21 protein-coding genes and 1 pseudogene are annotated in these 25,658 nt (G+C 71.0%); 3 read left to right on the top strand and 19 right to left on the bottom strand.

Translation table 11 applies throughout. From position 1 onward, the window contains the following. Positions 1-692: 692 nt before the first annotated feature. From ACFU8Q_RS06675 to ACFU8Q_RS06660, 4 genes are all read right to left on the bottom strand, one after another. Complete coding sequence (locus tag ACFU8Q_RS06675) at positions 693-3,443, bottom strand: PQQ-binding-like beta-propeller repeat protein (protein WP_384448740.1); 2,751 nt, start codon at positions 3,441-3,443, stop codon at positions 693-695. An 81-nt stretch (positions 3,444-3,524) separates the two neighbouring features. Continuing rightward, complete coding sequence (locus ACFU8Q_RS06670) at positions 3,525-3,791, bottom strand: hypothetical protein (RefSeq protein WP_384448737.1); 267 nt, start codon at positions 3,789-3,791, stop codon at positions 3,525-3,527. 17 nt (positions 3,792-3,808) lie between these two features. After that, positions 3,809-4,564, bottom strand: coding sequence for a TetR/AcrR family transcriptional regulator (locus ACFU8Q_RS06665; protein ID WP_384448734.1), 756 nt, complete (start codon positions 4,562-4,564; stop codon positions 3,809-3,811). 47 nt (positions 4,565-4,611) lie between these two features. Beyond that, positions 4,612-5,547 (bottom strand): diiron oxygenase, encoded by a 936-nt coding sequence (locus tag ACFU8Q_RS06660; protein WP_384448731.1) that lies wholly within the window; start codon positions 5,545-5,547, stop codon positions 4,612-4,614. A 179-nt stretch (positions 5,548-5,726) separates the two neighbouring features. On the opposite strand from ACFU8Q_RS06660, the gene ACFU8Q_RS06655 reads away from it, so the two are divergent. After that, positions 5,727-6,845 (top strand): ferritin-like domain-containing protein, encoded by a 1,119-nt coding sequence (locus ACFU8Q_RS06655; protein ID WP_384448728.1) that lies wholly within the window; start codon positions 5,727-5,729, stop codon positions 6,843-6,845. A 32-nt stretch (positions 6,846-6,877) separates the two neighbouring features. On the opposite strand, the gene ACFU8Q_RS06650 is transcribed toward ACFU8Q_RS06655, so the two are convergent. The 10 genes from ACFU8Q_RS06650 to ligD form a co-directional block, all read right to left on the bottom strand. Next, on the bottom strand, positions 6,878-7,759 hold the full coding sequence (locus ACFU8Q_RS06650) for an alpha/beta fold hydrolase (RefSeq protein WP_384448725.1): 882 nt from the start codon (positions 7,757-7,759) through the stop codon (positions 6,878-6,880). A gap of 232 nt (positions 7,760-7,991) precedes the next feature. After that, entirely contained in the window at positions 7,992-9,116 is a 1,125-nt protein-coding gene (locus ACFU8Q_RS06645; RefSeq protein ID WP_384448722.1) for an amidase family protein, read from the bottom strand. A 4-nt stretch (positions 9,117-9,120) separates the two neighbouring features. Further along, the gene (locus ACFU8Q_RS06640; protein WP_384448719.1) at positions 9,121-10,578 is read right to left on the bottom strand and encodes a peptidoglycan D,D-transpeptidase FtsI family protein; all 1,458 of its coding nucleotides are present in this window, start codon (positions 10,576-10,578) and stop codon (positions 9,121-9,123) included. Then, positions 10,575-10,721, bottom strand: coding sequence for a hypothetical protein (locus ACFU8Q_RS06635; RefSeq protein WP_384448717.1), 147 nt, complete (start codon positions 10,719-10,721; stop codon positions 10,575-10,577). Before ACFU8Q_RS06635 ends, ACFU8Q_RS06640 begins: the two co-directional genes overlap by 4 nt. Further along, positions 10,718-12,097: an FtsW/RodA/SpoVE family cell cycle protein gene (locus tag ACFU8Q_RS06630; RefSeq protein WP_384448714.1), complete on the bottom strand. Its 1,380-nt coding sequence runs from the start codon at positions 12,095-12,097 to the stop codon at positions 10,718-10,720. Before ACFU8Q_RS06630 ends, ACFU8Q_RS06635 begins: the two co-directional genes overlap by 4 nt. A 167-nt stretch (positions 12,098-12,264) precedes the next feature. Continuing rightward, positions 12,265-13,575, bottom strand: coding sequence for an ATP-binding protein (locus ACFU8Q_RS06625; protein WP_384448746.1), 1,311 nt, complete (start codon positions 13,573-13,575; stop codon positions 12,265-12,267). A 77-nt stretch (positions 13,576-13,652) separates the two neighbouring features. Next, on the bottom strand, positions 13,653-14,180 hold the full coding sequence (locus ACFU8Q_RS06620) for a hypothetical protein (protein WP_384448711.1): 528 nt from the start codon (positions 14,178-14,180) through the stop codon (positions 13,653-13,655). Positions 14,181-14,443: 263 nt separating this feature from the next. Beyond that, positions 14,444-14,773 (bottom strand): zinc-ribbon domain-containing protein, encoded by a 330-nt coding sequence (locus ACFU8Q_RS06615; protein ID WP_384448709.1) that lies wholly within the window; start codon positions 14,771-14,773, stop codon positions 14,444-14,446. Continuing rightward, positions 14,770-16,974 (bottom strand): HEAT repeat domain-containing protein, encoded by a 2,205-nt coding sequence (locus ACFU8Q_RS06610; RefSeq protein WP_384448706.1) that lies wholly within the window; start codon positions 16,972-16,974, stop codon positions 14,770-14,772. The genes ACFU8Q_RS06615 and ACFU8Q_RS06610 overlap by 4 nt, the downstream gene beginning before the upstream one ends. A gap of 246 nt (positions 16,975-17,220) precedes the next feature. Continuing rightward, a complete protein-coding gene (gene ligD / locus ACFU8Q_RS06605) occupies positions 17,221-18,117 on the bottom strand; it encodes a non-homologous end-joining DNA ligase (protein WP_384448703.1) in 897 nt (298 codons plus the stop codon). A 61-nt stretch (positions 18,118-18,178) separates the two neighbouring features. On the opposite strand from ligD, the gene ACFU8Q_RS06600 reads away from it, so the two are divergent. Next, a complete protein-coding gene (locus ACFU8Q_RS06600; RefSeq protein ID WP_384448700.1) occupies positions 18,179-19,309 on the top strand; it encodes a Ku protein in 1,131 nt (376 codons plus the stop codon). 71 nt (positions 19,310-19,380) lie between these two features. Here the strand turns inward: ACFU8Q_RS06600 and ACFU8Q_RS06595 are convergent. The 5 genes and pseudogenes from ACFU8Q_RS06595 to ACFU8Q_RS06575 form a co-directional block, all read right to left on the bottom strand. Continuing rightward, a pseudogene (locus ACFU8Q_RS06595) lies at positions 19,381-19,759 on the bottom strand (transposase); the annotation flags it as partial. A gap of 74 nt (positions 19,760-19,833) precedes the next feature. Then, positions 19,834-20,748: a phytanoyl-CoA dioxygenase family protein gene (locus tag ACFU8Q_RS06590; RefSeq protein ID WP_384448697.1), complete on the bottom strand. Its 915-nt coding sequence runs from the start codon at positions 20,746-20,748 to the stop codon at positions 19,834-19,836. 196 nt (positions 20,749-20,944) lie between these two features. Further along, positions 20,945-21,901 carry an NAD-dependent epimerase/dehydratase family protein gene (locus ACFU8Q_RS06585; protein WP_384448694.1) on the bottom strand — a complete coding sequence of 319 codons (957 nt, stop codon included), beginning with the start codon at positions 21,899-21,901 and terminating at the stop codon, positions 20,945-20,947. 456 nt (positions 21,902-22,357) lie between these two features. Continuing rightward, entirely contained in the window at positions 22,358-24,307 is a 1,950-nt protein-coding gene (locus ACFU8Q_RS06580) for a protease pro-enzyme activation domain-containing protein (protein WP_384448691.1), read from the bottom strand. A gap of 273 nt (positions 24,308-24,580) precedes the next feature. Continuing rightward, positions 24,581-24,754 (bottom strand): DUF397 domain-containing protein, encoded by a 174-nt coding sequence (locus ACFU8Q_RS06575; RefSeq protein WP_384448688.1) that lies wholly within the window; start codon positions 24,752-24,754, stop codon positions 24,581-24,583. Positions 24,755-25,051: 297 nt separating this feature from the next. Here ACFU8Q_RS06575 and ACFU8Q_RS06570 point away from each other — a divergent pair, with 297 nt between their 5' ends. After that, a complete protein-coding gene (locus ACFU8Q_RS06570) occupies positions 25,052-25,429 on the top strand; it encodes a hypothetical protein (protein WP_384448685.1) in 378 nt (125 codons plus the stop codon). The last annotated feature ends 229 nt before the right edge of the window (positions 25,430-25,658 follow it).

Here is a 25,658-nt window from a genome sequence, read left to right as displayed (position 1 = left end):
GAACCGCCTTCATCCGCCCTCCCGGCCCACCACTTCCCCGGACATTCGGCACTCGACGCACTCCGGCCCTGCCACCGTCCCAGGGTGCGGGGGCGATGGATCGCGTACGCAGCACGCCGGGACGAGGCCGGGGGCAGCGCCCGCTGGGCCGTACAGCGCGGAAACGTTGCCTGATCGGGCAGCGGCCGGTGCACGGGCGGGCGGCCTTGTGTCCGTTCCCGAGCCCGCCCCGATGTCCGACTCGCCGGGACCTACCGCAGGACGGGGAGATCGGCAGGTGTGTATTCGTCCGCGATGTTGCACACGCCGGCACAACGAGGGCATTCGGCCTTGCCGAAGAGGTGGCCGATTCCGTCGGCCGACGTCTCGTGGCCGTCGCGGACCGCAGCTCTGTGCAACCACCGGCCGGTGCCGGAGAGTTCCTGGCCCTAACGGTCCACGTCTCCCAGGCGCCAGTCCCGGATCGCTGAACAGCGTTCGTGGTCCCCGACGGGGATCGTCACTGCCACGGTGTAGCGGGGCAAGTCAGGTGGTGGAAGTCGTCCGCGAAGTCGCCCATGACCGGCACTCCAGTGGTACTGCTCCCTGACCGTGAGCAGACCGAGGGAAGTCGCGAGGTAGCCGACCAGCATTGACGCGCCTCATGGCAGCCAGGACGAACGCCCACCCGTCCCGGCCCTCTCGGACAGCCCTTAGGCGACCGGGAACGCGTAGAAGATCCGGTCGCGCTGGATGACGACGGTCGTACCGGACGCCAGCACCCGGTACGGGGCGGTGACCGTGGGGCCCTTCGGGTCCTGGGCGCCGATGTCCTGGAACTTCCACAGCCGGCGTCCGTCCTCTGCCGTGAACGCGGTGACCTGGGACGTGTCCGCGGCCAGCAGGGTCCTGCCGGTAGTACTGAGGGTCACCGCGGGGGCGGCGCTGCCGGGGGCGGCCTCTGTGGAGCGTCGCCAGCGCAGTCGGCCCGTCTCCCGTTCGACCGCGCCGACTTCCTGGTTGCGGTTGGTGGTGTGCAGCAGCGTGCCGGTGGCCACGGGGGTTCCGTACGGGGTCCCCGTGGTGCCGTTCAGCGTCCACTTCGGCTTGCCCGCAGGGAGTTCGAACGCCTGGAGGTCGTCGCCCACCGCCGCGTACAGCACGTCCCGGTCGTCACCCAGAGCCGCCGCGTCCGGTGTGATCGTGCCGAACGACCGGCTCCACAGCTGCTTCCCGGTCCTCTGGTCGAAGCTCCGGAAGACGGCCTTCCCCTTTGCGGCCTTCACATCGCCGGGGGTGAGCGTGGCCGTGCTCTGGCGTACGACGAACTCGTCCTGCCCGGTCGCGATCAGCCGGTACACGGGGGCGGCGGGTCCGCGCCCGGTGGGTACAGGTGTCCGCCACAGTTCCTTGCGCTGGAGTACGTCGTACGCGAAGAGGTACGACCTGACGACCTGGGTGTCCTTGCCGCGCTTCTTGCCCTTCTTCGGGGGCGGGGCCTTTACCGTGACCTTGTGGGACCCGGTGAACCAGACCACTGGACCGACTGTGCCGACGATGTGCGACACCACGAGGCCGGGCGTGTCGGTGAACTGGTCCGCGTAGCCCGCCCGGTGCACGACCTTGCCGTCCTTCGGCGACAGCCACAGGAACTCGGTCGGACCCGCGACGAAGCAGAGGTCCTTCCCCGCCGGCAGGGCGGCGCGCCCCTTCGCGGCGTCCGCGCTCTCCCAGACCCGGCGGCCGGTACGCAGATCGATGCCGGCCGCCCCCTGCTCGCTGGTCACGACCAGCAGCCGGTCGTTCCAGAGGGTGGCGGTGAGCGGCGGTGGTTCGACCGCCGGGTGCCGGTACACCCAACGCGGCTGCGGCGGCAGTCCCGCGACCGCGGCACCGCTGTGGCTCGGTGCGGGCTTGGGATCGTCGGTCGTGCCTCCGTCCCCGGATCCGAACGCGAGCACCCCGCCTCCGCCGACCACCAGCCCGGCGGCCCCGGCGGCGAGCCCGATGAAGATGCCGCGCCGACCGAGAGTGGGGGAGGCGGGGGACGGTGCCGGAGTCACGGGGACCGGAAGCGGGCGGGGCGGCATCGGCGCGACGGGCGGGAGCGCGGCAGGGAGCCCGGCGGCGGCCCCGGCGGAGGGCCCGGCAGGCGGGCCGGTGAGTTCGCGTGGGACGGACAACTGGGTCGTCGGCCGGTCGGTCGTCGGTACGTGGCGCCCGATGTCCCCGAGTTGCGTGGTACGGGTGTCCCCGGCGGGCGCGGGGGAGGTGGTGGTCGCGGGTTCCAGGGCGACTCCGCCGGCCGGTGCCCCGGCCGATGTGCCTGACGGTGCGGCGGCGGGTGCGGCGGTCGGCTCATCGGCCGGGGCCGCGTCCATGGGTCCGTCCACGGGGCCGTCGACGGATGCGGCGGCGGGTGCGGTGGTCGGCTCATCGGTCGGGGCCGCGTCCATGGGTCCGTCCATGGGTCCGGCGGCCGGCTCGGTGACGGCCCCGTCCGTCGGGCCGCTCACCGGCGCATCCGCCGGCTGCCCCACCTCGGCCAACTCCCGTACGCGCAGCCCCTGGTCCGCCAACTCGGCCACCAGCCGCTCCGGCAGCCAGCCGCCCTTCGCCAGACCCGCCGCCCCTTCCAGGGCCAGCTCTGCCGCCACCGTTCCCGCGGTCGGCCGGTCGGCCGGGTCCTTCGCCAGGCAGCCGGCGATCAGGTCGCGCAACTCCGCCGGGACCGCACCGAGTTCGGGGTCCGTGCGGGCGATCCGTTCGGCGCCCTCGGCGGCCGGGCCGTCGGCCAGCGGGGTCGTGCCGGTCGCCGCGTACGCCAGCAGCAGGCCCAGCACGAACAGGTCGGAGGCCGGTGCGGGCTCCTTGCCCTCGACCTGTTCCGGGGTGAGGTAGGCGAGCCGTACGGACAACTGCCCGCCTGGGCGGGCCTCGGCGGCGGCCGCGGCGGCCAGCGGGCCGAACGCGGTGAGCCGCGGTCCGTCCTCGGCCAGCAGCACCGTCCGGGGGGCCAGGCCCTGGAGCACGGCTCCGGTGGCGTGCACGCGGGAGAGGGTCTCGGCGATGCCCGCGCCCAGTATCCGCACGGCACGCTCGGGAAGCGGGCCCATGAGCTCGATGGCCTCGGAGAGCGTCAGCGCGGGTACGTAGGGGCCGGCCGTCCACAGCAGGCCGTCGTCCGTGTCGTCCGCCGGGGCGTCCAGGTGCGGCTGGACCCAGCCACCGGCCAGCCGCTCCGCCGTGCGGGCCTCTGCCTGGAAACGGCGCCGGAAGGCGGGCAGCGCCGCGAGTTCGGGACGGGCGACGGTGAGCAGCACGGGCCGGCCGGTGGCATCCCCGTCCCGGTCGGCGGCCGCGTCGTGTGCGACGTACTGCACGGCGCTCGCGGTCTCGCGGAACCGCGCCAGCGCGGTGTACGGACCGATGCGGCGTGGATCGTCCTGACGCAGCGCCTCCATGGCGCACCCCCTTGCTGACCGTGCCCGGCACCAGAGCGTCGATCTTAGACCGGCCCCTCGGCCGCACCGGGCGCCGTACCCTCAGTCCGGCTTGGACCAGGGCCACTTGGGGCTGTGCCGCACACGGCCCTCCGGGGCGTACTCGTACACCCAGCCGCGCGGAATCCCCAGCCGCTTGGTGTAACCGGCCGGGACCCGACGGTACGCGTACACGGTGGGGGGCCCGCCGTCTGCGGCCGGTACCGGGACCTCGTACCACTTGGGCGGATGGCCGGTCGGGCCGACGAGGACGGGCAGTACCCGTCCGTCGAGAGGGCCGCCGGTGAAGGGGGTGTTCTCGCTTCTCACCGCGCCAGTCTGACCGATCAGCCGCCGGGCAGCAGATGGGCCGCTCCGCCGACGACCGGGATCAGCCGCTCCGCCAGCCGTCCGGCCGGACCCGCCGCGGTTTCCAGCGGCAGCAGCTCCGCCACCGCCGACGCGGTATCCGGGTCCGTCGCCGCCGTCGCGGCCAGCAGCGCGATCAGCTGGTCGACGAGCCAGTCGCGCAGATCGGCCGCGGCGGGCTGCTTCCCCTCGTCCAGCCACATCAGGGACGCCGCCTCGACGGCCGCGATCCAGGTGCGCACCATCATCCGCAGGCGGGGCCCGGCCCCGCCTCCCGCCCCCACGTCGCCCCGGCCCAGGTGCAGCAGGATCTGCTCGGCCGCCGCCCGCCGTACCTCGTCGACGATCGCCGTCGTACGGGAGGTCTCCACGACGCTCCCGCCGCGCAGCAGTGCGCTGAAACCGGTGTCGTGCTCGTCCACGAACGCGAGATAACGGTCGAGCACCCGCTGCACCCGCTCGGTGGGCGGGCCCACGGGCGGCTCGCTGAAGCACAGGATCAGCTTCTCGGCGGCGGACCTAAGCGCCGCCTCGTACAACTGCTGCCGCCCACCCGGGAAGTAGCGGTACACGAGCGGGCGGGAGACCCCGGCGACCGTCGCCACCTCGTCGAGCGAGACCGCGTCGGGGGCCCGGTGCGCGAACAGGCTGAGGGCCGCACCGAGGAGCTGGGTGCGGCGCTCCTCGACGCTGAGCCTTCGGTACGCGCGGGTCGGCGGCGCGGCAGTGGTCATGCCATGAAGCGTAAGTGCTGCGGCCACCCGGGCAACGGGGCGTCGGCTCAGGCGAGCAGGCCCGAGCTCTTCCACAGCCTGCGCCCCACTCCGTTGAGTACCCCGATGTCGTCGAAGAAGTCCGTCAGCCGCTTCGCACCGCTCTGCATGACCTCCGCCCGGTGGCCGCTCGCCTTCACCTGGGCGACGGCCTCGCGGCGGTCCAGGCCGACGTTCTCGTACACCTGCGGGTTGACGAAACAGACGGAGAAGACCCGGGCCGCCTCGCCGCAGCTCACCCGGGTGAGCTCACGCTCCCAGCGCGGGGCCGTCACCATCTGGCGGCGCAGCTCCTCGCGGGCGTACCGGACGTGCCGCGCCTCCTCGACGACATGGATGCGGGTCACGCCGCGCACCAGCGTCTGGACGCGCTCGTCCGGGAACGTCAGCCGCTGCATCCAGTCGAGGATCTCCTCCCCGAGCAGCGTCGCGGCGAACGAACCGGGCGTGGTGGAGACGGTCTTCAGCACGCGTGCGAGGTTGTGATAGACGCGCGGTACCGGGTAGTCGGGCGAGCCGCCCCACGTGATCATGCGGGCGAACATCATCGAATGCCGGCATTCGTCGGCTATCTCGGTGAGCGCGTAGCGGACGTGGTTGCTGGTCACCCGCTTGTCGTAGATGTGGCGGACCAGCAGCTGCATGAGGATGATCTCGAACCAGATGCCCAACGAGGCCAGCGACGACGCCTCGTGCCTGGACAGGTCCATCCGCTGCTCCTCGGACATCCGCCGCCACAGCGGGGTGTCGTAGAGCGAGACGAGCTCGGGCGGCCAGAACCACTTGCCGTCCTCGACCGCCGCGTTCCAGTCGAGTTCCTTGTCCGGGTCGAAGGAGTGCTTGGCCGAGGCGGCGAGCAGCCGCTCGGCGATCTCTTCGCGGTCCCGGAGCGGGCCGAGTGCGTCATGGAGCAACTGCACGTCGCGTTCGGTCACGGTCGTCATGGCTGGAGGCACCTCACCCAGGGGTTACCGGCGGTCACTCCTTATGAGACTCCCTGTCAGCAATGCCGTCAATCCCTTGCGCGCGACTTGTTGACCCGGCGTCTACCAACGTGTGAACCTGCCAACTGACGCAACTGCCATGGAACTTGTCGGAGCATGAAGGCGAATAGGAGCCGTCCGTGTCGACACACGACCTCTACACCACCGCCCCGGACACACCGCTCTGGCAGGTGCCCGCCTCCGGTGCGGCCCGCTTCAGCTGGGATTACGACGACGGCCGCGAACGCCTGCTCGCCCTCTACCAGAAGGGCAAGGACAAGCAGTGGGACGGCAACAAGCGCATCGACTGGTCCCTGGAGGTCGACCCCGCCGACCCGCTCGGCACCCCGGACGACGTCCTCACCCTGCACGGCACGCCGCACTGGGCGAAGATGACCGAGAAGGACCGGGGTGATCTGCGCACGCACTACGCCGCCTGGCAGTTCAGTCAGTTCCTCCACGGTGAGCAGGGCGCCATGGTCTGCGCGGCCAGGATCGTGGAGTCCGTCCCCGACCTTGACGCGAAGTTCTACTCCGCGACCCAGACCATGGACGAGGCCCGGCACGCGGAGATCTACAGCCGGTTCCTGCACGAGAAGATCGGGATGCTCTACCCGGTCAACGACAACCTCCAGGGGCTGCTCGGCGACACCCTGCGCGACTCCCGCTGGGACATGCCGTACCTCGGCATGCAGGTCCTCATCGAGGGCCTCGCCCTGGCCGCGTTCGGCATGATCCGCGACACGACGACCAAGCCGCTGCCCAAGCAGATCCTCGCGTACGTCATGCAGGACGAGGCCCGGCACGTCGCCTTCGGGCGGATGGCGCTGCGCGACTACTACAAGCAGCTGAGCGACGCCGAACTGCGCGAACGCGAGGAGTTCGTCATCGAGGGCTGCTACCTGATGCGCGACCGGCTCAGGGGCGTCGAGGTGCTGGAGAACTTCGGCATCGGCAAGAGAGAGGCCGAGGAACTCTCCGAGCAGTCACCGTTCCTGCAACTCTTCCGCAAGCTGCTGTTCAGCCGGATAGTGCCGTGCGTCAAGGACATCGGCCTGTGGGGCGAACGGCTCCAGAAGGCATACGTCGACATGGGCGTCCTCGAACTCGGCGACTCCAGCCTGGACCTGCTGATGGCCCAGGACGAGGAGCTGGCCGAGCAACTGGACCGGGACCGTTTCGCGGCGGAGGAACAGGCCAGGGTCGCCGAGGTCGAGGAGGCGATAGCCGAGGGCGGAACGAGCCCGTCGGGAGATTGAGGGCGAAGCGGCCCGCCGGGGGGACCCGGGTCTCAGAGCCGCGAGACGAATCCCCGCACCAGCTCCGCCACCTGCTCCGGCACCTCCAGCAGCATCGCGTGCGTCGCCCCGATGCCCTCGGCCGTGACACCTTCCCGCTCCGCCACCAGCACCGCCAGATCGCGGGCCAGGCCGTGGCCGTACGCCTCCATCAGCTCGTCCAGCCACTCCAGGCCGGGCGTCGGCGGCACCCGGTGCAGCGCCCGGACCAGCAGCAAGGGGCAGGTGACGCGGCGGAACAGCGCGAACAGGTCGAGGGCGTCCATGGCATCCAGCATCTCCAGGGCGCACTCCCGCTCGGGCAGCAACTGCCAGCCACCATCAGGGAGTTCCCGCACGCTCGCGCGGAACGACGCCTCGGCCCGTTCGTACGGGATGCCCAGCCCCGTGCTGTACGCGGCCTGCTGCTCGACGTACTCCGGGGGCATCCGCCGGCCCGCCGACGCCCGGGCCATGTCCCCGATATCGGCCAGCCGCCGCGCCACCTCGTCCGGGTCCGGCCCTGGGTACTGCGCGGGCGTGCCCCACCAGAAACCGTCCAGGTTCACCGCCCCCGGCACCCGGCCCGGCCGCTCGGCGGCGTACAGCGCGGCGACCATCCCGCCCAGCGAATGCCCGACGGGAACCACGGCACCGGTGACCCCCAGGGAGGCGAGGGTCTCGTCCAGGTCGTTCAGCACCGCGTCGAACGACCACGACGGGGCGGCGCTCAGGCCGTGCCCCGGCAGGTCCACGGCGAGCACCCGGTGTCCGGCGGTGAGGTGCGGGGCGACGGCGTCCCAGTCGGCGAGGGAGCGCGAGGCCGCGTGCAGCAGGAGAAGGGCGGGCCGGCCGTCGTCGGGGCCATCGTGGTCGCGTACGTGAAGAACGGTCATGGGGCCACGGTAGGACGCGAAAAGCAGCCCGAGATCGTTCGACAGCATGATGGAACAGGGCGCTCGCGACGGCCATGATGGATGTACGCCGTCCGCCGGCCAAGGAAGCCCGGCACGTAGGACGAATCGGCCCGCCTCGCCCCGCCCCGCTCGGTCGGTCCGTCGCGTTCGGCGGCGGGAAGGTCTGCTTTCACCTGGGCCGGTTCATGGCCGGTCTGCCGGTCGCTGTGTGTCATGGCCGCACGGCGATCAGCGCGTCCTCCACCGCGCGGGCCATTCCGAGCAGCGAGACGTCCGCCCCGCGCTCTGCCACCAGCTGGAGCCCGACCGGGCAGCCGTCCGCCGTGAATCCGGCGCGCACACTCGCGGCGGGATGGCCGCTTAGGTTGAACGCCCAGGTCAGGGCGGTCGAGTAGAGCTCGCCCGGGCCGTTGTGGCCGTGCGGGCGGTTGGGGGTGGTCGGGGTGAGCAGCAGCGGAGCACGGGCGAACAGGGCGTCGAGCCGGAGGTCGTTCTCGCGCCGGATCTCCATGGCGGCCGGGGACGACTCCCCGCTCCGGACCGCCTGCCACGCCTCTCGTGGGTCGAGCAGCGCGCACGTACGGTCCACGAGCCGCACCACCCCGGCGCCGACGAGCCGCCGCACCGCGTGCCGGACGATCGACTCGACTTCCGGGTCGACCTCCGCGTAGCCCAGACCGGGGCTGAACACGGCAGGGAGCGGAAGGTCCGGAAGCTTCGCCGTCGTCGGGACGTCCGTCGTCGGGTCGCCCGCCGCCGGGTCGTCCGCCGTCGTCGGTTCGCAGCCGCCCAGCACGCAGCGCAGGTAGGTCTCGGCGTGAACCGCCGAGCGGGCCAGCACTCCGGCCGACGCGAGACCGGACCGGTCGGGGGAGGGCAGCAGGCCGTTCGTCGTCTTCAGCCCGAACACCCCGCACCACGCCGCCGGAATCCGCACCGACCCCGCCCCGTCGCTGCCGGTCGCCAGCTCCACCAGCTCTGCCGCGACCGCTACCGCCGAGCCGGCCGAGGAGCCGCCCGGGGTGCGGTCGGGGCGCCACGGGTTGACCGTACGGCCGTGGGCGCCCAGCCCCCAGGTCTGCCAGGGCGTACCGGGGCCCGGCACGGAGGTCGCGCCGACCGGGACACCACCGGCCGCGATCAGACGCCGGGCCGCGTACGAACGGATACCGGTCCGTCCCTTGACAGCGAACGGCATTCCTCCCAAGGGGAGTTGCCGGGCCCGTTCCGCTTCGGCGAGCGCTCTTGCGGGCCACACCTCGATGAACGCGCACAGGCGCGGATCCTCCCGCCCGATCCGCTCCAGCGCCCGGCCCGCCTCGCCCCCATCCGCCACGCGGTCAGTCTCGCAGGGCCGCCTCCATGACGGAACGGGCGATCGGGGCCGCGCTGCCGCCGCCACTGATGTCGGCCCTGTTCGCGGCGGCGTCCTCGACGACCACGGCGACCGCGACGGCCGGCTGTCCCGCGTTCGGCGCCTGCGCCCAGGAGATGAACCAGGCATACGGCCTGCCCGAGTTGTCGATGCCGTGCTGTGCGGTGCCGGTCTTGCCGCCGACCGTCACCCCGTCGATCGCGGCGTTGGACCCGGTGCCCTGCTCCACGACGTCGACCATCATCCGCCGCAGCTGCACGGCCGTCCGTGGGCTCATGGCCCGGTGGTAGGTGCGCGAGCCGTTGCGGTGGACGGTCGAACCGCTTCTCGTGGTCGTACGGTCCACCAGATACGGGTACTTGAGGTCGCCGCCGTTCGCCACGGCGGAGGCGACCATCGCCATCTGGAGCGGTGTCGCCGACGTGTCGAACTGCCCGATCGACGAGAGTGCCAGCTGGTCGTCGCTCATCTTCGTGTCGAAGTTGCTCTTCGACACCCCCGACGGGATCTTCAGCCCGGTGTCGTTGAAGCCGAACTTCCGCACCGCGTCCACCATGCCCTTCAGGCCGACACGCACCCCGAGTTCCGCCATCACGGTGTTGCAGGAGACCCGGATCGCCTCGGCGAGCGGGGCGTTCTCGCAGCCCTCCGCCTCATTGGGGAGCGTGGTCGTCGTACCCGGCAGCACATAGGGGGACGGAGTGTCCGTCTCGGCGTCGGGATCGGTGACGACTTCCGCGTCGAGCGCCGCCGCCGCCGTCACGATCTTGAAGGTGGAGCCCGGCGGATACGTCTGCCGGATCGCCCGGTTGAGCATCGGCTGGTTCGTCGCCGCGTTCAGCTGCAGCCAGGTGTCGGTGACGGTCGAACCGGTTCCGGACAGCCGGCCGGGATCGTACGAGGGGGTGGAGACCAGCGTGAGGATCCTGCCGGTCGAAGGTTCGACGGCGGCGACCGCGCCGCGCCGCCCGCCGAGCCCGTCGTAGGCGGCGCGCTGCATCGAGTCCTTGATGGTCGTGACGACATTGCCGCCGGGCTGCTGGCTGCGGGTGATCTCGTTCCACAGCGGGAACGGGGCGAGCATCGGGTCGGTGCCGGACAGGATGCCGTCCTCGGCGTGCTCGATCAGGGTCGTGCCGTACGTCTGTGAGGCGTAGCCGGTCACCGGGGCGTACAGCGGGCCGTTCTTGTACGTGCGCTCGTACTTGAGCTGCTCGCCGGTGTCCCGGGAGCCGGTGACGGTCTTGCCGCCGACCAGGATGTTGCCGCGCGGCTGGTGGTAACGGGTGATCGTGAGACGGCGGTTGGCGGGGTTGTTGTCCAGGCTGTCGGCGTCGAGGACCTGGACACGGGCGGCGTTCAGCAGCAGCGCAACGAGCAGCAGCAGCAGGAGCGCGGCGGCCCGGCGGATGTAGCGGATCACGGCCTGACCTCCGGGGCTCGCGACGGGTACGGGTTCGCGGTGCCCGGGTACGGGTTCGCGGTGCCCGGGTACGGGTTCGCGGTGCCCGGGTACGGGTTCGCGGTGCCCGGGTACGGGTTCGCGGTGCGCGCGTACGGGCTCACGGCTCGTCCTCCGTCACCGGCGCGATGATCCCGGTCTCCACCTGGCCGGGGTGCGGTCTGCGGGCCTGGTCGCTCACCCGGATCAGCAGCGCCACGATGATCCAGTTGGTGACGACGGACGAACCGCCCTGGGCGAGGAACGGCATCGCCATGCCCGTCAGCGGGATCAGCCCCATCACCCCGCCCGCGATCACGAACACCTGGAGCGCCAGGATCGAGGCGAGACCGATCGAGAGCAGCCGTCCGAAGGGGTCGCGCAGGGCGAGCCCGGCGCGGTAGCCGCGGGCGACGAGCAGCGTGTACAGCAGGAAGACCGCGGTCAGCCCGGTCAGGCCGAGCTCCTCGCCCGCCGTCGCCAGAATGAAGTCGGACTTGGCGGCGAAACCGATGAGGATCGAGTGGCCGAGCCCCAGCCCCGTGCCGAGCATCCCGCCGGCGGCGAACGCGAACAGCGACTGGGCCAGCTGGCTGGGGCCCTGACCGGCTTTGATGGAGGCGAACGGATCGAGCCAGTCCTGGACCCGGCTGTGCACGTGCGGTTCGAAGGAGCCGACGACGAACGCGCCGACGGCGGCGAGCAGCAGGCCCACGGCGATCCAGCCGGTCCGGCCGGTCGCCACGTACAGCATGATCACGAAGAGGCCGAAGAAGAGCAGAGACGTCCCCAGATCGCGTTCCAGGACCAGTACGCCGACACTGAGCAGCCAGATCGCCACGATCGGGCCGAGCACCCGGCCGGTGGGGAGCTGGAGCTTCCAGATGGTGCGGCCGGTGTAGGCGAGGGCATTGCGGTTCGCGGCGAGATACGCGGCGAAGAACACCGCAAGCAGGATCTTGGCGAACTCACCGGGCTGGAAGGAGAATCCGCCGACCCGGATCCAGATCTTGGCGCCGTTCACCGCCGGGAAGAAGATCGGCACGATCATCAGGACCAGGGCGGTGGCGACCGAGAGGTAGCCGTACCGCTGGAGCACCCGGTGGTCGCGCAGGAAGACGACCACCGCGATGAAGAGCGCCACGCCGAGCGTGGACCAGATCAGCTGGGTGGGGGCCGCCTGGTCCTTGGGGGTCTCCAGGTCGAGCCGGTAGATCAGCACCAGTCCGAGACCGTTGAGGAGTACGGCGATGGGCAGCAGCAGCGGATCGGCGTACGGGGCACGTAACCGGACCGCGAGATGGGCGACGAGGGCGAGCAGCCCCAGGCCGGCGCCGTAACCGGCCACATCGGGGGGTACCGCGCCGTTGCGGGCCAGACCGACGGCGGCGTAGCCGCAGACGGGGATGAGGACGGCCCCGATGAGGAGCAGCAGCTCGACTCCGCGCCGCTTGGGCAGACGTAGATCGGGCGGGGGTGCGTCCGCCGTCGTTGCGGTCATGCCACGCAACGTAGCAAGAGGTGGTGTCTATTTCCCTTATGTCATAGCGGGTATGTCCGTCGGGATGGGACGGACGGACAACCGATGCCGACGTGCCCGGTCGATCTGTTCGTGCGGTCTGTCCGGCGGCGGGTGTCGCGGCTGCGTGACATTGACGCACTGTCACCTCAGTGCTGCCGCCCGGATCCCGGATCGTCCCGGCGCTCCGCCGCCTCGTCGTCCGGTCGTGCGTACACGGGGAGCGTCAGCCGGGCCACCGCGCCGCCGTCCGGGGCGTTGCGGAAGGCGAGGTCGGCGCCGATGGCCGCCGCCTGCCCGACGGCGATGGTCAGCCCGAGGCCGTGCCCCTTGCCGCCGCCCTCGGTACGGAACCGCTGCGGACCGTCCTCCAGCAGATAGTCCGGAAAGCCCGGTCCGTGATCGCGTACGGTCACCGTCGGCCCGTCGACCGTCAGCACCACCGGGGGGCGGCCGTGCCTGTGCGCGTTGGTGATCAGATTGTCCAGCACCCGTTCCAGGCGCCGTTTGTCGGTCTCGACGCGCACCGGCGCCCGTGGCGGCCCCGGGCCGGTGTCCACGAAACGGATCTGCGTGTCCGTTCCGGACGCGCGCACCACGCGTTCGACGAGCGGCGCCAGTTCGTGCACATCGAGTTCGACCTGTTCGGTACGGGCGTCCAGCCGGGAGATCTCCAGCAGGTCCTCCGTCAGTGCCCGCATCGTCCGGACCCGGTCCCGCACCAGCTCGGACGGGCGCCCCGGCGGCAGCAGCTCGGCGGCGGCCGACAGTCCGGTCAGCGGCGTGCGGAGCTCGTGCGCCACATCGGCGGTGAACCGCTGCTCGGTCAGCAGTTTGCGCTGGAGCGTGGACGCCATCGTGTCCAGCGCTCCGGCGACGATCGCCACCTCGTCCTGCGGGCGCGAAGGGTCCGCCGTACGCGGGTCGTCGACGCGGGCGTCGAGGTCGCCGGCACTGATCCGGCGTGCCACCCGGGCCGTCTGGTGCAGCCGCCGGGTGACCCGGGTGACGGCGAACGCGCCGACGAGGACAGTGGCGCCGGTGGCCAGCAGGGAGGAGCCGATGATCGCCCCGTCGAGGTCGTTGATCGTGCGGGCGCTCTGGCTGTAGTCCACCTGCGTGGCCAGTGCGCGGCCGTCGGCCGGAGCCGCCGCCCACATGGCGGGACGCCCGTTGTGAACGGCGACGAGCGTGCCGCGCCGGCCGTGCGCGGCCAGCGCGCGCAGGGAGGCGGGCAGCCCCGGCGGATCGATGCCGGAACCCGGCGGGAGTTCCTCGCCCGCCTCGTACGCGGCACTGACGTCCGCCAGTCGCGACAGCGCCTCCTCGCGCGCCTGGCCGACGGTCGCACGGGTCACCTCGATGTGGACCAGCACGCTCAGCAGCGCGGCGAGGGCGCAGCACATCACGGTGATGAAGACGGCCGACTTCCAGGTGAGCGTCGCGGTCCAGGAAGGCATCCGCGGCCCGCGCCGCTCGCTGCTCCGCTGTCCGGGCCCGCCCTGATCGGCTCGCTGCCGCTGGGTCCGGTGCCGTCTCATCGGCGCTCCGCGGACACACGGGCGGACGGGGTGGCGGCCGGCCGGGTGGCGGTGGGGCGCGGCTGCGCGGTCCGGGTCGGTGGAATCCGCAGGATCTCGTCCTGGGTGGGCAGCATCGCGCGCCGCCGGTCGTCCCAGGACCAGGCGGTGCGGTACTCGCACCCCGTGATGGCGGACGGGACCCGCAGGATCAGGTCCCGCCCGGCCGGCTCGACGCTGATCACGGCGTCCGCGGTCGACAGGATCCGGGTCGGACCGCCTCCCTCCGGCATGTAGACCCGGTGCACATCGTCGTGCGGCGCCTCGATGCCGGGGATGTGTGCGGTCTCGCCCTCGCCGTAGTCGTACGGAGCGGCGGAGGCGGGCGGCAGCTCGGGCTGGAGCCGGGCGGGCCCGACGGCGTTCGGGGCAGGTCCGGTGCTCCGCAGTCCGCCGCCGACACCACAGCCGGCCGACAGCGCTGCGCCGACGACGACCCCGAGGGCCGCCGCCGTGCGGCACCGCACCCCGCGCTGCGGACGCATGACAGCCCTCCTTCCCGCGGTCCATACCCCATAGACCTTATTCGGAGGGAAGTCCGTTATGCGCATTTAGTTTTGGTTGGTGCTGGTGGAGTTGTGAGCTGCTGTCGGTTTGCTGAACCGAAGTGCGTTTTGAGCGCGCGCACTGCCGAATCCTGGCCGCGCGTTGCGGTCGAAGGCACCGGGCCCACACCTCTGTGCGGGGTGCCCAGCATTGGCAGCAGCCACTGGCCACCCGCACCGCAGGATGTACTCATGCACACCGGCTAGGAACGGTTCTGGCCCTGTCCACCCGGCGCGTACCCCGGCTGCCCCTGCGCCGGTCCCTGCCCCTGCCCGAACGGGTTGCCGTGCTGCGAGGCGGCATGCTGCGCCAGCAGCTGTTCGGCCTGTTCCTTCGGGATCTGCTGCTCCCCGCCGCAGAACGTGCACTGCGTCGCGAACTTCGTCGAGAACGGGAACAGCGGCACGAAGAACAGCGTGAACTTGGTGACCCGCTTGCGCAGCGTGTGCGCGGCCGGGTTTCCGCACCAGCCGCAGACCATCGTCAGGATGGCCAGTTGGTACAGATAACCCCGCGTACCGAAAATGATCATGTTGTGGGTCCCTTCCCCGTATCACCCAGAAGAGCCTGCCGACAGAGCGCCAGCAGCTTTTCGTCCTCGTATGTGTCGTGGCTGCCGTATCCGCCGTCCATCGCGTTGTGACGGCGTACGGAGGCGAGTTCGGCGCGCAGCGTGTGCGCCACGTCCGACCCTGCACCAGTGACCCCCGTCCGCGCCAGGGCTTCCGCCACCCGGACCCGAACATGACGATGCTGCTCCCAGGCCGTCAGGAGCACCGGCACGGACTCGTCGGCCCGTCCGGACACGTCCCACAGCGCGACCGCCGCGTCCACCCGCAACCACGGCTCCTCGTGCCGGAGCAGCGCGCGCAGCCGGGGCGCGGTCACCGCCGCCCGCGTCCCGAGCCTGCCCAGCGCGTTCACCGCGGAGCGCCGCTCGTGGACGCGCTCCGCCTGGAGGCCCTCGATCAGCACCGGCAGCACGGCGTCGGCATCCCCGTCGACCGCCCACAGCGCCTGAGCCGCCTCGGTCGCCGAGGTGGACCCGGGACGGCGCAGCAGCGCACGCAGCTCCGGTACGGCGCTGTGCGCGGCGGGCCCGAACGAGCCGAGCGCCCGCAGCGCCGCCGTACGAAGCCACTCGCCCCGGTACTCCGGCGCGCCGCGCAGCACCCGCAGCACCTCCGGCGTCGCCTCGCCCGCCCGCAGCGCGGTCAGCCCCGCGAGGAGCGGGCCCGCCAGGTCGTACGCCGCCTCGTCGAGACGGACCTCGCCCAGCCTGCGGCGCAGCGCCGTGGCCAGCGGGGCCGCCGCCGCGCCCAGGTGGCCGATGGTGAACCCCAGGTCGTGCGGCACCTCGGGCCGCTCCAGTGCCGCGGCCAGTGCGGGCACGGCTCGCGCATCGCCCAGCCGGGCCAGCGCCTTCACCGCGCTGCCGAGCCCGTCGGGGCCGCTCGGCCAGGCCTGCACCCCGGAATCCAGGTCCGCCACCACCCGCGCGGCCAGCGCGTCGGCGGCGGGCGCGGCCAGCCCGAAGAGCTCCTCCAGCACATGCGCGGCCGCCCTCGCCAGCTGTGGCTCCGGCGTGGCGAGCTGTTCACCGACGAGCCGGACCAGCTCCTCGTACGAGCCGCGCCAGGCCCGGATCAGCCCGCTGCTCATCCGCAGCGCGTCGATGCGCTGCCACCGGTCGGGGCTGCGCAGCTGGTCCGACAGCAGTGCCGTCCGCTCGGCGACCCGGTCGTCGAGCCCGACGTGCAGCGTCCGCAGCAGATCAGCCGTCCACGGGGCGGTGCGCCCCGAGGTCTCCTCGTCGGACAGCGCCCGCAACTGCCCCACCAGCGTCACCGGCGCGGCCCGCTCCTCGGCGGGCGGCTCTCCGGCCCCGGCCGACTCGGCGCGCGCGTCGACGGCCGCGACCGCCTCGGCCTGGGCGCCGGCCGCGTCGTTCCGGTCGTCGGTCGTGGTGGCCGCCCCGGACCGGCGCGCGGGTGCGGAGCGCAGCTGCCGCAGCAGCCCCGTCACCACCCGTACGACATCGCCCGGCAGCGCGTCCGGCGCGCACCGCGCCAACTGAGCCAGGGCGGCGAGCCGCAGCCCCGCCGGGAACCCCTCACCGGCGAGCCGGGACAGCCAGCCGGCCGTCTGCCCGGCCAGCCCGCGGTGGCGCAGAGCGACCCGCCCGGCGGCCTCGACCAGGGCGAGCCGCACCTCCTCGGCCGGTTCCACCGGCAGCCTTTCCCGCAGCAGCGCGAGCACCCGCGCCGGGCGGTTGTGGAGGGTGGCGAGCGCCAGGGGAGCGGAGAGCCGCACCCCAGGATCCTCGTCGGCCATCAGCTCGCAGAACACCCCCGCGCCCGCGGTGACGGCGGTCGCCGCCATCGCGTAGTTCGCCGCGCCCTCGATCTCCTCCTCGTCGAATTCCTCCTCGTCGATCTCGTCGTCGTCCCCGTCCAGATCGATGCCGCCGATGCTGGTCAGCAGCTCGACTATGCTGCCCCGGTCCTGAATCCCCGGATCCACGACCAGCTCGAACAGAAAAGGAATGCAGGCCAGCGTGCAGGCGTACACATCGCCCTGGTGGTGAACGGCCCCGTACATACCGTCCAGCGCCGCCTCGCGCACCGCCGGATCGTCGGACGCGAGGCCCCGCAGCATCGCCGGCACATCATCGGCAGGCCCGTAGGCATGCTCCATCGAGGCCCAGTCGACCTCGTCGATCCCTGCGAACACGCTATCGCCTCCCCACGCAACTCCACGAAGCAGTGTCTGCGAGGAGTGTGCACCACGGTTCGGACGCTCCGCCCGCCACATGCGGTCATTTCCTTACGGACACGACAAGATCGTCCGCCATGGGCTATGAGGCCGCGGGGGCGAATTCCGGCCGCCTCGACGGCCGGTACGACACACCACCCGCTCCAGCCCCGAACCCTGGCGCAGAACACCCATGCCCGCCACGGAGCACCCTTACCACTACAACTACCGCGCAGCCGGCAGCGGGCGCGCCCGGTCCGGATCGACGAGCGGCTCGAGCAGATCCCCGTACCGCTCCAGCCGCGGCGCCATGTCGGCGGCGAGGAAGACCAGCGTCCCCGGCGTCCGGCACGCCTCGATCTCCGCCCAGGTGACGGGCGCCGAGACGGTCGGTTCGGGCCGGGCGCGCAGCGTGTAGGGGGTCGCGGTCGTCTTCGCCGCCGCGTTCTGGCTGAAGTCGACGAACACCTTCCCCGGTCGCAGCGCCCGCCTCATCCGGTGCACGACCTGCGCCGGAAGCTCCTTTTCCGCCTCGACGGCCAGCCGTTTCGCGTACGCGGACACCCGATCGGCGGGGGACGGCTCCAGCGGTACGAGCAGGTGCAGCCCCTTCGACCCGGAGGTCTTCCCGTACGCGGGCAACCCGTCCGCCGCCAGCCGCTCGCGCAGCCACAACGCCACCGCACAGCACTCCACGACGGTCGCGGGCGCGCCGGGGTCCAGGTCGAACACCATCCGGTCGGCGATCCCCGGCGCCTCGGCCCGCCACTGCGGAGTGTGGAACTCCACCACCAGGTTGGCCGCCCACATCAGCGAGGCCAGATCCTCCACGACCACCTGTCTGGCCTGTTTGTCCTCCTGGTGCGGCACCGGCGTGGTCCGCACCCAGGACGGCGTACCCGGCGGCGGATTCTTGGTGAAGAAGAGCTGCCCGTCCGGCCCGTCCGGATAGCGCAGGAAGGACACGGGCCGGTCGCGCAGATGCGCCAGCAGGGCCTGTGCCGCGGTGGTCGCGTAGTAGTGGAGCACCTCTCCCTTGGTGGTTCCCGTGGCCGGATACAGCACCTTGTCGAGATTGCTGAGCGCCAGCCGCCGCCCCTCCACCTCTGTGATCGGCGTCATACGATAAGAATCACATGTTTCATGGATCTATAGGCATCTATGTGGACACAAGGGGTGAACGGTGAGGTCCATTTGGAACGGCGCCATCTCCTTCGGGCTGGTCAGCATCCCGATCAAACTGGTCAACGCCACCGAGAACCACTCGATCTCCTTCCGTCAGATCCATCTCGCCGACGGCGGCCGGATCCGTTACCGGAAGGTCTGCGAGATCGACGAGGAGGAGGTCACCGCGGCCGAGATCGGCAAGGCGTACGAGGACGCCGACGGCTCGGTGGTCCCGATCACCGACGAGGACCTCAGTGCGCTCCCGCTCCCCACGGCCAAGACGATCGAGATCGTCGCCTTCGTGCCGGCCGCCTCGATCGACCCGCTCCAGATGGACGCGGCGTACTACCTCTCCGCCAACGGGGTCCCGGCGGCCAAGCCGTACGTCCTGCTGCGTGAGGCGCTGAAGCGGAGCGAGAAGGTCGCCCTGGCGAAGTACGCGCTCCGCGGCCGCGAACGGCTCGGCATGCTGCGGGTGGTCGACGATGTGATCGCCATGCACGGCCTCCTGTGGCCGGACGAGATCCGCAGCCCCGAGGGTGTCGCCCCGGACGCGGAGGTCAAGGTCCGCGACGCCGAACTCGACCTGGCCGACGCGCTGATGAACACACTCGGCGAGGTCGACATGGACTCGCTCCACGACGACTACCGCGAGGCGGTCGAGGAGCTCATCGCGGCGAAGGCGGAAGGCCGGAGCGTGGCGCCGGCGGAGGCGGCGGAAGCCGGTGGCAAGGTCATCGACCTGATCGCGGCGCTGGAGAGCAGCGTCCGGGCGGCGAAGGAGGCCCGGGGCGAGGAGCCGTCGGTGGAGTCCGAGGAAGAATCGGCGAACGCCCCCGTTGCCAAGGTCACTTCGCTCACCGGCCGGAAGAAGTCGGGCGGAACCGGAGCGAAGAAGAAGGCCACGGCGTCAACCAGGAAGACGGCCGCGAGGAAGTCGACGCCGAGCAGGGCGCCCGCCAAGAAGCCCGCCGCGCGGTCGACGACGAAGGAGTCGGCCGCCAAGTCCTCGGCTACCTCGGGGACTTCGAGGAATTCCCCGGCCTCGGCGGCCTCGGCGAAGAAGTCCACCGCGAAGTCGGGCACCAAGTCGGATGCGAAGCCGACGGCGAAGAAGGCATCCCCCCGTAAGCGCGCCTCGGCCTGACGAGGCTCGCTCACAGAGGACGTCCGCAACGTTGCCGGGGCCGGTCGGAACAGGGGCTGCGCCCAAGGAAGTCGGGCCGCCGAATGGCGTAAATCTCTGTGCCTGAGGGTTACTTGGGCGTTCTCGATCCCGTCGCCGGTGCCGGTGTACCGGCGCTGGACGCCGAACGTGCCGGTGCCCTTCTTCACGTCGCCGGTCTCGTCGACGACCGGCACCGCCTGGTCATCGTTGAGATGCTCCACCACATGGCCGCGCACGTCGTCACGGACGGCGTCGGCGTCCCACTTGGCCCGTCCCAGTAGGTGCTGCCTGCCGTCCGGTGTGGTGTCCCGACCCCACTCGGCGATCGTCCAGAAGTTCTTGCGCGACAGGCCCGACAGGAGCCCGGGCACCAACTGCCGGACCGGCGTCGGGCTCGACCCGCGAGAACCGGCCCGACACCCGCCCCATCGGGCCATCAGCGGTGGCTGCGCTCATGTCCGCACCCGGCCCCACCGACAATCCCCGCGCAATGCGGCAGGGCATCAGCCGGACCGGCGCCAAGGCGTGAGGTCGAGCCCCGGATACCGCAGCGCCATCCCAGCCAGCGTCTCCGGTGTCCAGTAGGGGTGCCCGGGCGGTGGGAACCCGAATACCTGGAGCTGGCGCGGGGTGGCCCGCTCGACGAACTTGAACCAGTTCTCTTGTGCGGCGGAGTAGGCCCAGCCCCGGCGCTGACCCCAATGGACGCCGGAGGGACGGAAATTCACATGCATGGTGTAGCGGGCGCCCCGTGGCGCGGTCATGGCCGTTCCGCGATGGACGGTGCCGATCTCGAAGGCGACGACTGTCCCGGCGGGACCGGCTGCGGGCACCTGCGCTCCGTACAGATGCGGGCTTCCGCTGCCGTCGTGGAAGCGGCTCTTGCTTTCGAGACCTGGCCGCAGATATCTGTCGGGCACGGCGGGGAGGTCAACTGTGTGTCTCCGTGAGACAAGGTGCGCCGGGCCGAACTCCTCGGGCACGTCCGCCAGGTACACGAACATCTCCAGCTGGCGGAAGCCGGGCGCCGTGCTGGGCACCAGGAGAGTATGGCCCAGGTAGTCGCGGTGCAGGTCCTGGTCGTAGTCGCTGGCGCCGGCGTACTTCGCCCAAGCCTCCGCTCCGGAGATCTGGAAACCGTCGTCTTCCAGCAGCGTCTCGGCGAGCGCCAGGATCCGGTGGTTCACAGTGAGCAGGCTGATCTCCGTACTGGCGAACGGAAAGTAGTCGATCCCGGCGAACTGGTCGCCGATGAAGCGCTCGCGTCGCGGATCGGTTGAGTCGTGGAACCCCTCGGCGGACGGGAAGAGCAAGTCCAGTTCGCCCGCCGCGGGCTTCAGCTCATCGTGCGGGATGAAGCCAGGGAGGATGACGAAGCCGTCTTCACGCCACGCCTGAGCCGCTTCTTTGAGGTCCATCGGGCCAGGCTGATCACGGCGGGCGACGCAGGCAAGCGGTTTTCCGGTACGAAGTAGAACTTTGGGCCGGGCAGTTGCCCGCTCAGCATCGAGCTGAAGCCATCGTTACACCATGACGCCCGACGGGCCGTCAGCCGACCGGACCACTGATCCAGCCGATCGTGATGTGGCTGGGCAGCCTGGCCCGCGTCGGTGATCAGGTTCCAGCGAGCAGTTTCGCCTCTTCTTCCGGGGACAACGCGTGCCCCAGCGGTGGCTCGCCGCGTTCGCGGTCCCAGGCCAGCACGTCAGCGACGGTCACCGCCAACGGAGTCGCGGGCATACCGGCGGCTCGGGCGCGAGCCGGGCTGCGCTGCTGCGTCGACCACATCGATTCGGGGCGGATCAGCGGGAAGAAAGGTGGCACCGCTTCGGCGGGCACCGGAACGACCTCGACCTGGCTGCCTGCGACCCGCGCGCAGGTGTTGATCAGATCGGCCATCGTGGTCGGCTCGGCTGGACCGACGGCATGGAACGCACCAGGTCTGTCGTCCACAAGCAACTGCACCACAAGGCGGGCCAGGTCACGCGAGTCGATCACCTGAACCGGCTGCTCGGGACTGCCCGGGAGGGCCACCCGGCCGCCACGCGCGGCCCGGCGCACCCAGTACGTGAGCCCATCCTGCACGTCGTGTGGCCCGACTACCTTTCCCGGCCGCACGATCGTCGCCCGTGAGCCGTATTGGGCCAAGACGTCGTCCTCGCAGGCTGCTTTGAGCGGCCCGTAGGTCTCTTCGGTCAATTCCTCGGTGTCACGGACCGCTGGCCGACGCGGTGTGTCCTCGTCCGAGCCCGGCTCCACACCTGCCCGTTCATACACCGCTTGGCTGGAGATGAACAGGTATCTGCCGACTCGGTCGCCGAGCGCCTCCATCGCCTGCTTGACGTGGCGCGGAACGTATCCGCTGACATCGACGACCGCGTCCCAACTACCGTCGCGCAAGGCCGTGTAGTCACCGGTGTCCCGGTCGCCGATACGCCTGGGCACATCCGGAAACAGCTCGGATCCTGTCCGGCCCCGACCGAACAGGGTCACCTCCGCGCCCGCATGGAGAGCATCGTCCACGATGGCCCGGCCCACGAACGAAGTGCCGCCAAGTACAAGGATTCGCATGGCACCCCACAGTAACGGTCTGTGCACACAGCCTCCACAGCATTGACCCTGATCTCACTGGCAGGGTCGGTGATCCGCCGCAACCGCAACAGTGGTGAACTCGGCTTCTGACGCAGCTACTTGCCCAACCAGTGCCGTAGACCGCGCTGGTGGGAGCGTGCCGGCCGGGACGCAGTCGAGCCTGGCCGCTGATTCCTCAACCAGACCAAGAAGCGGAAGAGCAGCCGAAGGGCCGGGAGACCCGCACTCAAGACAGCACAGACCCTGCCACTACCCCAGCGGCGAGGTCTCTACGGGATGTAGCGGCGGAATCCCTCTGCCAGAGCTTTGAAACCGCACACGTCGCAGCAGTTGCTCGCCGAGCCAAGGCAACTGTATGGACGGGGGTGGCCCCCTGGACCTGTGCGACTGCCCCGGAGCGGCGGCTCCGGGGCAGCCAGGGCGTCAACCCGTAGGTCAGCGCAGACGGTACGAGTTCACATATCCGGGCGCCGGGGTCCCGACCCCCGTCACGTCGTCGTACCCCTTGACGGCCTTGAGGGAGGCGTCCTTGCCGAGGCTGCGCACCGAGGTCAGTACGCCGTCCGCCGCGTCGAAGCCGTTGGCGAAGTCGACCCGGGCCACCGCGAGATCACGCTTCGAGCCCAACGGGTGGTCGGTGACGTCGTGGTATGCCTTCGAGCCGTACCGGGCGTAGATCGCCGGGTTGGCGAACCCGATGGGCAGACCGTGCCGGGCCTGCTGCGCGAGCGCCTGGACACCGGCGATGACCGGCGCGGCCAGCGACGTACCGCCGATGCGGTACTCGTCGTAGCCGAGCGATCCGTCGGGCAGCGTCTGGGTCTGGCCGACCAGGAAGCCGGTGTTCGGGTCGGCGACGGCCGCGATGTCCGGGGCCGTGCGCATCCGCTTCTTCCCGTTCGCCCGCGCGAGCGAGTCCGGGACGACGCCGCGCTGGTAGAACGGCTGGTTCACCGTCGAGCTGGTGCCGCCGCCCGCGCCGGAGGTGTACGCGCCGGGGAAGCCCGTCCAGCTCTTGCCGTCGCCGGCGAGGTTGGCCTTCAGCGTGCCCCAGCCGGTCTCCCACTGGTACTTGTCGTTCTTGCCGACGGCCAGCGCGGTGCCGCCGACCGACGTCACCCAGGCGGAGTTGGACGGGACGTCGATCTGCTTCGTACCCGTGGACGCGACGTTGTCGCCGTCGTCGCCGGAGGAGAAGTAGAAGCCGATGCCCTCGACCGCGCCCATCTTGAAGACCTGGTCGTACGCTGCCGCGATGTCCGGGGTCTCATTGGCCTCGATGTCGCCCCAGGAGTTGGAGACGATGTCCGCGAGCCGGTGGTCGACGATCTTGTTCAGCGAGTCGAGCAGATCGGCGTCGTAGCAGGACGCGCCGCCCACGTACAGGATGTCGGCGGCGGGCGCGACGGCGTGCACGGCCTCGACGTCGAGGGTCTCCTCGCCGTACCAGCCGGAGGCCCCGCACTCCTCGGTCTTCGTGTAGTCGGCCGGCAGCACCTGGCTGAGCTGTCCGCGACGGTACGGGGCGTCGCCGTTGCGCTTGGCGTACTCGGCGGCGTCCTTCGCGATGGTCGGCGAGGCGTAGGCGTCGGTGATGGCGACGGTGACGCCCTTGCCGGTCCAGTCGCCCGCCCCGTACGCGGCGCGCAGCTGCTTGCCGGTGTACCCCCTGACGGCGTACGGCACCTTCGATCCGTAGGCGCTCGGCAGCGACGACGCGGTCTTCGAGCCGAAGTACGAGGAGAAGGGGCCGGAGTTGCGGAACACCGCGTCCGGCGGCGGCAGCGTCTCGTCGTGGGTCGACTTGTGCGGCGCGTTGTCCAGGCCGGAGACGGCGAGAACGGCATCGCTCAGCGCGGCGGGCACGGAGGCGGTGGAGGCCGGGGCGCGGTAAGTGTGCCCGCCCTTTCGGTAGTTGCGCAGCTGAGTGGCGAACGCCTTCTCGGCGGCGGCGACGTCACCGGTGGCCGACACGTAGTGCTGGTTGGCTCCGGTGACGGTCAGCCCGTTCGACCTCAGCCATCGGCTGACCTGGTCGATCTGCTCCTGCGTGGCTCCGAACCGGGCCTGCGCCTGCTTGGCGCTCAGGTACTTCCCGTACGACGCGGACTGCGGGTCGGACACGGCGGCGGCGTAGTCGGCCAGCCCCTTCGCGTCCCTCCCGGCCAGATGGACCCGGACGCCGACCTTCCCGCTGTCGGCCGTGGCCCCCTGGTCGGCCGCGGCGGTCGCCCAGGCCGGCTTGGTGCCCTGCAGCGCGTTCCGCCCGTTCGGCGCGGAGTCCGCGTTGGCGTTCGGTATCCCGAGGGCGAGCGCACCGGCGAGCAGCGGCAGTGTCGCTGCCATGCTCAGCGCGGCGCGACTTCTCGCGCGGCTGGTTCTCATATAACCCCCTGCGATGTGGTTCTTCGCGTGTGGAGCATGTGCCGGATGATGTGCACATGTAATGCGCCACTTTGGCGAGGAACGCCTCATGCAGGGGGCATGCATTCACCAAGAATCGACCAAGTGAGCGTGACGATGGGGCACTTGGTGTGGATTCTCCAAGATTACGCACCAGGGCGTATCGCACTCGTGTGCGCTGCCGGACCAGGCAGAGGGAACCGCGGGGCGGGGGCCGGGTTTCCTGTCCGCCGCACGCGATGCCGAGGGCGAGAACTACCCGAGATCCCTCACGAACGCCTGCCAGGAGCCCTGCCCGAACCCGATCACGGGCCCGGCGGGGCGCTTGCTTTCGCGGACGGGGACGAGGCGGGGGAGGTCGGTGGCGACTTCGACGCAGTCGCCCTGGCCGCCGCTGTAGCTGCTTGTGCGCCACGCCGCCCGGTTCATGTCAGATGCTGGACCTGTTGCAGGGGTCATTGGAACGGGACGACGACGCGCGCGGGCCAGGTGTTCCCGTGCTGAGCGCGTGGTGGACCAGGCCCCGACGGCGCCGGGATCACCGCGGTACGACGTCAAGGCCATGCCTGTCCGAACCGACCCGGCGGCCGTTGAGGACACGCCATGGCCGGATCGGCACCGTTTCCTCGATTACCCGGTCGAGTCGGGCCTCATTGTTTCGGACCGGCGGCAGTGGGAAACGCGGACTGATCACCGACCGCACGTCTCCGCGCCTATGCTCGCTGGATGGAGCAGAGCGAAGTGGTGAAGCGTGTGGTGGGAATCCTCACGGAGGCGGGGGAGATCCGTCGGCTCCTCGAAGAGAACATCGACCGTGACGACGTGGAAACCGATTCGAGCGTGGTGACCGCACTCCTGAACGAGACGATGCCCCGGATCACGATCCCCGAGGACGCCTCGATCGAAGAGGTCGCGGTCCTGGTCGGCCGGGAGGTCGGTGGTGCGGTGGAGCAGCTGGTCGGCGCGTTCACGCTGGCCTTCGCGATGCTGGCCCAGGTGCACGACTCCGGGCAGACGGACGTGTCCTCCGCCGACGTACTGCAGGATCTGGCGCTGCGAGCGGAACAGATCGGTTCCGGCGGACCGGACGACCTGGACTCGTAGCCCGCCGAGATTGATCGAGTCACCGAATCGGCGGGCGCGCGCGCAGGCTCGTCGACCTGCGACGGTCAGACCTTGATGACGGTGGCGAGCCCGCCGGCCCGGTTCCCCTCCTCAGGCGCGCCGGCGCCATCGGCGCGGAGCACCTGCGCATGGTGCTGCCTGATCTGCAAGAGGCAGTGTGACCAGTGATCTGGTGGGGGAACGCCTTGGGCAGCGCCGTGGTCGCCCC

The organism is Streptomyces sp. NPDC057543 (assembly GCF_042801895.1).
Taxonomy (GTDB): Bacteria; Actinomycetota; Actinomycetes; order Streptomycetales; family Streptomycetaceae; genus Streptomyces.
Note: the sequence above shows the minus strand (reverse complement) of the source record. Positions and strands in the feature narration are given on the sequence as shown.